Source organism: uncultured Maritalea sp. (genome assembly GCF_937139385.1).
In the GTDB taxonomy this organism is placed as follows: domain Bacteria; phylum Pseudomonadota; class Alphaproteobacteria; order Rhizobiales; family Devosiaceae; genus Maritalea; species Maritalea porphyrae_A.
The window spans coordinates 1-5,986 of record NZ_CAKZPW010000343.1 but is presented as its reverse complement, the minus strand read 5'-3'; the positions used below and the strand labels follow the sequence as shown (position 1 = coordinate 5,986).

The window sequence follows — 5,986 nt, the reverse complement described above, 5'->3', positions numbered from 1 at the left end:
AAAGCCCTTGGCGCCATTTCATTTGCCGAAAGCTCATTTTTTCCAATGCCGCCCGATATTATGCTGATCCCCATGGTCTTAGCCAAACGGGAAAAGGCATGGTGGTTTGCGCTTATATGCACCATCACATCTGTATTGGGCGGCATATTGGGCTACTATATTGGCTGGGCACTGCTGGAAACACTCGCACGTCCAATCCTTGAGCTTTATGGTTATTGGCACAAATTTGAAGATTTTCAATTGGCCTTTAATGAATGGGGACTGCTAATTGTCTTCGTGTTTGGCCTCACCCCGTTCCCCTATAAGGTGATCACCATTGCCTCTGGCGCGACGGGCCTTAATCTGCCCATATTTATCCTTTCCTCTATCGTTGCACGCGGACTGAGATTCTTCATCGTCGCCGGGCTTTTGTATTTCTTTGGACCCCCTATTAAGGATTTCATCGAAAAACGCCTCGGGTTGATGTTCTTCATCGGTTGCGCGCTACTTGTTGGTGGCTTCGTGGCAATCAAGTTTTTGATTTAGTTGCCTTTTGAAATTGGGGAATAAAGTGATTGAGTTGAATGCAAAAAACTTAACCGTAGGTGTTACAGCGCTTGCGGCAGCCGTCATCACCAGCGCGTACGGCTTTCAATATATCGGTGGCTATATTCCATGCGATTTGTGCTACGAACAGCGCAACCCCTATTACATAACGATCCCGCTTTTGTTGATAACCCTGTTTATCTGGGACCGGCTAAACGCCAACTACCGCACCATTTTACTCGGCATCGTCGCGCTGATTTTTGCTTATGGCACTTGGATGGCAGGCTATCACTCAGGTGTTGAATGGAGCTGGTGGCCGGGCCCCGACACCTGCACTGGTGTTGGTGCTGGCATTGCAGATTTTGCTGATCTGCAAAACATCAACGATACGGTCGTAATTCCGTGTGATCGCGCGCAAGTGCGCTTTTTCGGCCTCAGCTTTGCGGGCATGAACGCCATTGTTTCACTGTTCCTCACCTGCGCCACACTTTATGCAGGTCACCTGAATTTCCACTCGAACAAGAAATAACCAACACTGGTATGATTTTCAGAATTGAGTCGAAAATGGTAAGGTTTGCGAACCAGCGCGCAGCGTACTAAGAGTACGTGAGCACTGGAAGCACAAAACCACGCCATTTGCAGACCAAATATGAAGATCATCTTAGGGTTCCAGTTCGATATCCCAATAAAGATAATCCATCCAACTCTCGTGCAGATGATTGGGGGGGAACTTGCGCCCATTGGCTTGCAAATCATAAACCGTGGGTTGAAATGGGGTTTGGCTGGGCCACATGCCAATATCGCGTGGCATCTTGTCTGCCTTGCGCAAATTACAAGGGGAGCAAGCCGCAACCACATTTTGCCACGTGGTGCGCCCGCCTCGCGCGCGCGGAATCAAATGATCAAAGGTCAGATCGTGTTTTGACCCACAATATTGACATTCAAATCGGTCACGTAAAAATAGGTTAAACCGCGTAAATGCAGGGTTGCTCGCGGGTTTAATGTAGGATTTGAGCGCAACCACACTGGGCAGCTTCATTTCAAAGCTCGGGCTTTTGATCACCCGATCATACTCATTGACAATATTTACGCGGTCTAGGCACACCGCTTTAATCGCGTCCTGCCAAGACCACAAGGACAATGGATAATAGCTCAGCGGCCGAAAGTCCGCGTTCAACACAAGCGCCGGGAGAGCTTCGGGTGACACATGGATTGTCACACCTTCCTCCTTTGGTGAGAATCACTCCACTAAAATTAACCCCATCATTGTGGCTTAAGATGTCACCTGTGTGAAGGCTTGTTAACGATCTCTTTACCTATTCGACTTCGATCTGATCGTCAGGCTTAAACACATGGCTCAAAAACCCGGTGGCGAACTGCAACCCATCCATCGCGATAGAGTGGCCGGTTTTTTGCGTCACTTTTAACGACACATTGACGTAAAATTCTTCAAGTACCGTTTTGGCTTCAAGACTGCCCGCAACCGGCACCACATCATCATCTTCCCCATGCACCAAACAAACAGGCGGCGAAGACTCCATCTCGTCACCAATCGTTTCCGCATCTACCATTTTGCCCGAGAAACATAAAATGCCTGCCAAAGGCTCTTCAAACCGCAGCCCAGTATAAAGCGCCATCATGGCCCCTTGGCTGAACCCACCAAGCACCACGTCTTTAAGTTCAAGCCCAGCATCAGCGGTGCGTTGCAAAACATAATCTCGGATTTGGGGATAGGCCTGTTCCGCGCCCGCTTCATAATTGGTATCGCCACGCTCCAGATCCAAATGAAACCACTCAAAACCAAACGGATTGACCGCACACGGTTTTGGCGCATTTGGCGCCAAGAACTCCACATCGGGAAAGCCTTGGTTCCAAAAATTGCCAAGCCCGATCATGTCTTTGCCGTCCGAGCCGTAGCCATGCAGTAAAATCACAAGCTTGTTTGGCGGATTGCCATTCGCAGGTTCCAATTTCGGGCCAAACAATTCGCTCATATTTAAATGCCTTCTTTATTTTTTGTCACCGCATAATAGCGCCACATAAGGCGCGCCGCCGCGCCTCGATAAGGCGACCATTTTTGCGTCATTTTCATGGTCTCGCTAATGCTTGGTGTAGCATTATGGCCCATATGGTGCGCAACTATTTTTCGCAACGCCAAATCTCCGGCGGGAAAAATATCCGGGTGCCCCACACAAAACGACAGGTAAACCTCAGCCGTCCACGGCCCAATGCCTTTGATCGCGGTCAGCATTTTCATTGATTCAAAAATCGGCGCATCCGCCACCAAATCATAACGCAAGGTGCGTCCCAACTCGGCATTGGCGATAGACCGAATGGTCCGATACTTCGCTTGGGACAGGCCGACCCCCACCAACCCCTCTTCACCCAGCTCTAAATATCGCTCGGGCGTCACCACCCCCAATGTGTCGCAAAACCGATCCCAAATCGCAGCGGCTGATTGCACGGACAAAAGCTGCCCGATTACGATGCGTGACAAACCCTCAAATCCACCCGTTTCAGCGCGCAAGGGCACCGGATCACACAAATCCAATATTGTGCGCAAAGAAGGGTCGCTTTCAACCAGCGCGGCCAATTGCGCCGCCAAAACGGGCTCACTTCTCAAACGTTTAATCAGCGGGTTGTGATTCATGTTTGTCTTTCTTGTTCGTTCGTGGCAACTAGAGCGCTATGAACACAAACGATCAACCCATTTTCCGCTTTGCCCCCAGCCCTAACGGCCAGCTGCATCTCGGCCACGCTTTCTCCGCCCTTTTGACCCAAGAATTGGCGCAAAAGGCTGACGGCAAATTATTGTTGCGCATCGAGGACATCGATACCATTCGCTGCACCGATGAAGGCATTGAGCAAATGCTCAATGATCTGGATTGGGTCGGCTTTTCATGGGACGAAGAACCCCGCCGTCAATCCGCCCATTTTGACGATTACGAAAAGGCCCTAAACGCCTTACACGCTGATGGGTTGCTTTACCCCTGCTTTTGCTCGCGCTCACAAATCAAAGCCAATGCCACCGGTGAAAAAGACCCCGATGGCGCGCCAAAATACCCGGGCACCTGCAAGCATATGAGCCCTTATGATCGCGACAAACGCATCAACAGCGACGCCGCATACGCCCTGCGCCTTGATATGAAGAAGGCATTGGAAAAGGTTGGCGAGGTCACATGGCAGGAAATGAGCGAAGACCTGAGCGAAACTGAAACCATCACCGCTGACCCAATGGCTTGGGGCGATGTTATTTTAGCGCGCAAATATACCCCAACCTCATATCACCTCAGCGTTGTGGTCGATGATGCGGACCAAGGCATTACCCATGTGACGCGCGGCAAAGACCTATATTTTGCAACCGCCGTTCACCGCGTTTTGCAAAAGCTGCTTGAGCTGCCAGAACCGAAATATATGCATCATGGGCTTATCCTTGATGATGAGGGCAATAAGCTTTCAAAGTCGAAGAAATCCTTAAGCCTTGCTGCCCTTAAAAAGCGAGACTGGACACCAGAACAAGTCCGCGCCCAGTTGGGGTTTGAAGAAGATGATGAAGAGCCCGAAACTGAGTTGGGCGAAGAAGACTAAGCCAATACCGACGTGCGTTTCATGGTTTTAAGCTTTTCCAATTCCGCCGCAGGCAGCAGGGCCAAAGTCGTCTCGGCTACGGCACGCTCAAACGGTGTGCCAAACCCTGCGCCCAAAATCGCATCCAGCTTGGGGTCCAGCAATTCCTGTGGTGATTTCCACAGATAGCGCATTTTGATCACTTCGCGGATCACCGGCTGAAAAACTCCGACCACACTGAACAACCACCAAGGTAGGTTGACCACCTTATAGGGCTGCGGCACTACCCGTTGAATGGCATCCGCAATCTCATTTCCGGTTACGAAGTTCCCGTGAAAATGGAGATTCTCAAATGTGTTTAGCTCGTCACGTTTTGCAGCCACTTTCTCAAACGCTCGGCCAAGATCGGGCAAATAGGCCCAGGTGTGTTTGGTTTGTCCATCACAAGGCAATGTAATCTTGCGTTTTTTAAAATTCATCGCAAAGCCCAGATCAAACCAACTGCCTTCAGCCCCGGGACCATAAAAATCACCGGCCCGCAGCATAAAGGCTTTAAAGCCGTGGTTCAGCGCGCCTGCTTTTAGCGCCTCTTCCATGCGTTTGCGGATCTCCCCTTTGGGTGTCTCAGGGTTTTGCACCCCGTCCGGGGTCATTTTGGCCACGCTTGCTGCAAAATTGTAAACATTGGCAGAAAAAACCAAGGTTTTTCCGGTGCCCTTCATCGCCTCAATCACAACGTCGTTTAAGCGCTCCGCTTCGCCCTCCCACTGGTCATAGGGCAGGTTCAGCGCATGCACGACCACATCCGCGTCTTTGATTGCGCGTTTAACGTCTTCCAACTGAATTGCATCCCCTTGTACAAAGGTGAACCCATCAAAGGCTGTTTTGTTCGAGCGACCAAAACCAACAACGTTCCACCCCGCTTCAATAAATGCTTTGGCTGCAAATTGGCCGATACGACCATTGATGCCCAAAATTGTTACTGTGTCTGCCATGTTGTAGCTCCTCAAAATCATTTGTTTCACTTGACTGCCCTCAACATATCCATTCATATTCAAATTGAAATTGGCCAAAATCGCATCTGAGATATTCAATAATGAATAAAACAAACCTCCCATCAGAACCGGATTGGTTTTTGTGGCGCTCCTTTTTGGCCGTCATGGACGAAGGGTCATTGTCCGCGGCCGCCCGCGCACTGGGTGCGTCACAGCCCACCATAGGCCGTCATATTGAAGAGTTGGAAAACTGCCTCAGTGCGGTTTTGTTTGACCGAACTGGGCGGGGCCTCAAACCCACCCCCATCGCCCACCAACTTGTTGAGCCGGTGCGCAATGCAAAGTCGGCCCTTGCCGAAGCCCAATTGGCCGTAACCGGTGCCACAGAAGTTTTGGATGGCACTGTGCGCATCACGGCTTCGCAGATCATTTCGCACAATATTTTGCCCGCAATCCTTATGAAGGCGCGCGAACAATATCCGATGATCGAACTGGAAATAGTCCCCTCAGACGCGGTTGAAAACTTGCTTTTGCGTGAAGCCGATATCGCTATTCGCATGTTCCGCCCTGGCCAATTGGATGTGGTGGGTAAAAAGATCGGCGATGTGCCGTTGCGCGCTTGCGCCCATCAGTCCTATCTGGATAAGCATGGCACCCCACAAAACCCACAAGACCTGTATGACCACGAAATCATTGGGCTTGATCGACAAGACGATATTATTCGCGTCGCCAAAGCCATTGGCTTTCCGCTTGAAAGGAAGAGCTTTAAACTGCGCACAGACAGCCAAACGCTGATCTGGGAGATGGTCAAACACGGGCTTGGGGTCAGTTTTGCCCAATTCAATTTGATCGAAAAAACGCCAGGCATGGTGCACATTGTACCGGACCTCAAAATCCCA

8 protein-coding genes are annotated in these 5,986 nt (G+C 50.5%); 4 read left to right on the top strand and 4 right to left on the bottom strand.

Going from position 1 to position 5,986, the window contains the following annotated elements:
* Nucleotides 1-525 (top strand): YqaA family protein (locus Q0231_RS13965; RefSeq protein ID WP_299348298.1); only part of this gene is annotated, 525 nt, incomplete at its 5' end.
* A 25-nt stretch (nt 526-550) separates the two neighbouring features.
* A complete protein-coding gene (locus Q0231_RS13960) occupies nt 551-1,054 on the top strand; it encodes a disulfide bond formation protein B (protein WP_299348295.1) in 504 nt (167 codons plus the stop codon).
* A 132-nt stretch (nt 1,055-1,186) separates the two neighbouring features.
* On the opposite strand, the gene Q0231_RS13955 is transcribed toward Q0231_RS13960, so the two are convergent.
* The 3 genes from Q0231_RS13955 to Q0231_RS13945 form a co-directional block, all read right to left on the bottom strand.
* Nucleotides 1,187-1,744, bottom strand: a complete 558-nt coding sequence (locus Q0231_RS13955) for an HNH endonuclease (protein WP_269395115.1) — start codon at nt 1,742-1,744, stop codon at nt 1,187-1,189.
* A gap of 97 nt (nt 1,745-1,841) precedes the next feature.
* Nucleotides 1,842-2,519, bottom strand: a complete 678-nt coding sequence (locus Q0231_RS13950; RefSeq protein WP_269395116.1) for an alpha/beta hydrolase — start codon at nt 2,517-2,519, stop codon at nt 1,842-1,844.
* Between the two features lie 2 nt (nt 2,520-2,521).
* Complete coding sequence (locus Q0231_RS13945) at nt 2,522-3,175, bottom strand: DNA-3-methyladenine glycosylase 2 family protein (protein ID WP_299348291.1); 654 nt, start codon at nt 3,173-3,175, stop codon at nt 2,522-2,524.
* A 38-nt stretch (nt 3,176-3,213) separates the two neighbouring features.
* Between Q0231_RS13945 and gluQRS the strand changes: the two genes are divergently transcribed.
* On the top strand, nt 3,214-4,113 hold the full coding sequence (gene gluQRS, locus Q0231_RS13940; protein WP_269395118.1) for a tRNA glutamyl-Q(34) synthetase GluQRS: 900 nt from the start codon (nt 3,214-3,216) through the stop codon (nt 4,111-4,113).
* Here gluQRS and Q0231_RS13935 read toward each other — a convergent pair.
* Nucleotides 4,110-5,087 carry an NAD-dependent epimerase/dehydratase family protein gene (locus Q0231_RS13935; RefSeq protein WP_299348286.1) on the bottom strand — a complete coding sequence of 326 codons (978 nt, stop codon included), beginning with the start codon at nt 5,085-5,087 and terminating at the stop codon, nt 4,110-4,112. The genes gluQRS and Q0231_RS13935 overlap by 4 nt on opposite strands.
* Before the next feature lie 101 nt (nt 5,088-5,188).
* Between Q0231_RS13935 and Q0231_RS13930 the strand changes: the two genes are divergently transcribed.
* A partial coding sequence (locus tag Q0231_RS13930) for a LysR family transcriptional regulator (protein ID WP_299348283.1) occupies nt 5,189-5,986 on the top strand: 798 nt, incomplete at its 3' end.